General features: G+C 58.3%; 1 protein-coding gene. It reads right to left on the bottom strand.

Going from position 1 to position 1,039, the window contains the following annotated elements; all coding sequences use genetic code 11:
* Complete coding sequence (locus tag ACWUI7_RS13460) at positions 1 to 993, bottom strand: transposase (protein ID WP_496642716.1); 993 nt, start codon at positions 991 to 993, stop codon at positions 1 to 3.
* Positions 994 to 1,039 lie beyond the last annotated feature (46 nt).

Raw genomic sequence — 1,039 nt, 5'->3', positions numbered from 1 at the left:
TCACACCGTGATGATCGTGCTTCCCGGATTGTCTCCGCGTTCGTAGTTGGTGATAGCGACGACGAGGCGAAGGCACAGCGAGAGGAACACCTGTGCTCGTGCATGGACGCGGCCTCGGGCGTGCGTTCGCCCGAGGCCGCAGCTCTTCACTGATTCGTTGGTCCGTTCGACTCCTGTGCGGCGGTTGTACGTCTCATCCAACGTGGATTGCTTCAGTTGAACGTCCTCGCTATGTTGGTCGATGCGGTCTTCGACCCTGTACTTGATGTCCTTCGGGTCGCCAGTGTTTCGCGCATTGTACGGAGCGACTGGCACGACTCCTGCGGCCAGCAGGTGGTCGTGCCAGTCGAGCGTATCGTAGGCACTGTCACCGACCATCCAGATCGGTTTAGCGACGGCGAGCGCGTCACGCGTGACGCGCATCGCCGTCTCTTCTGGCGCTTGCTTACTCTCGGTGAACTCGGCTGCAATCGGGATCTTTTGCCCGGTCGAGACGATCGTGCAACCGTAGCCGTGGTAGTACTCGTCGTCGGTTGGATCGTAGCACTTCGAGGCGTCTTGATCGGCGGGCATCGTCCTCACATCGGTTGAATCGATACAGTAGGTCAAGTCGAGCAGGCCGCGCCGGGCGGCCTGCTCGACGAGCCGGTCAAAGATATCGTCAACGACGTGTTCGAGGTCGGTGAGAAAGCGATCGACCGCGTCTCTCGACGGCGGTCGATCGAAGCCACAGCTGAGCCAGACAACGGTGTTGTTCAGTTCTCGTGCAACTGGACGGATACCGTAGATGTCCTTGTAATAGCAGTGGAGGAAGCCACGCATCATCTCAGGTGGTTCAAGATCTCGTGTTCGCCCCGTCTGCGCCGGGGCGAACACGTCGAACCCTTCGAGAAACCCGAACGAGAGATGCTCGAATAACGCCAACGTCTCCGTTTCCACGACATTGAAGAACGATTCTACCGAAGGATCATCCTGCAGGGTCGCTGAACTCATTCCACCTCAGCGTTCACCCTGCTCTTTGGTATGTGAACTGTTCTAT

It is taken from the genome of Halorubrum orientale, assembly GCF_059623105.1.
Note: the sequence above shows the minus strand (reverse complement) of the source record. Positions and strands in the feature narration are given on the sequence as shown.

Excerpts from the sequence above, each read along its gene's own strand:
- ACWUI7_RS13460 (WP_496642716.1), bottom strand. The coding sequence starts at position 993 with ATGAGTTCAGCGACCCTGCAGGATGATCCTTCGGTAGAATCGTTCTTC.